General features: G+C 68.3%; 1 protein-coding gene. It reads left to right on the plus strand.

Features of this window, described 5'->3' with window-relative positions:
• Window positions 1–170 precede the first annotated feature (170 nt).
• The coding region (locus D8M29_RS13170; RefSeq protein ID WP_148111647.1) for an AMP-binding protein at window positions 171–776 on the plus strand (606 nt) is incomplete at its 3' end.

Here is a 776-nt window from a genome sequence, read left to right on the forward strand (position 1 = left end):
TCCGTGAGACCTTGTGGTCCCGCTTTCGCACCGCGCAGCGCTGTCTGCGGAAGCGGGACCCGTGAGTTCCGCCGCGCGGGACACAGGTCTAAACCAATTTCCGGCAGACACTTGTCACCTGGCCCGCGGCCTGATGAGCTGTCCCCCGGGACACAACGGACACCCTGGGAATGGGAGATGTCGTGAGCAACGAAAGCTTGGCCAATCTGCTCAAGGAGGAGCGGCGGTTCGCACCGCCTGCCGATCTGGCCGCGAACGCCAACGGGACGGTGGAGGCGTACGAACAGGCCGAAGCGGACAGGCTGGGCTTCTGGGCCGAGCAGGCCCGCCGCCTCAGCTGGGCCACCGAGCCGACGGAGACGCTCGACTGGAGCAATCCGCCCTTCGCCAAGTGGTTCGCCGACGGCAAGCTCAACGTCGCGTACAACTGCGTGGACCGCCACGTCGAGGCGGGCAACGGCGACCGGGTCGCGATCCATTTCGAGGGCGAGCCCGGCGACAGCCGTGCGATCACCTATGCCGAGCTGAAGGACGAGGTCTCCCGCGCGGCGAACGCACTCACCGAACTCGGCGTGGGCAAGGGAGACCGGGTCGCGGTCTACCTGCCGATGATCCCTGAGGCCGCCGTGGCGATGCTGGCCTGCGCCCGTATCGGGGCAGCGCATTCGGTGGTCTTCGGCGGCTTCTCCGCGGATGCCATCGCAGCCCGCATCCAGGACGCCGACGCCAAGGTCGTCATCACCTCGGACGGCGGCTACCGGCGCGGCAAGCCCTCG

This window comes from Micrococcus sp. HSID17227 (genome assembly GCF_003989405.1).
In the GTDB taxonomy this organism is placed as follows: Bacteria; Actinomycetota; Actinomycetes; order Actinomycetales; family Micrococcaceae; genus Micrococcus; species Micrococcus luteus.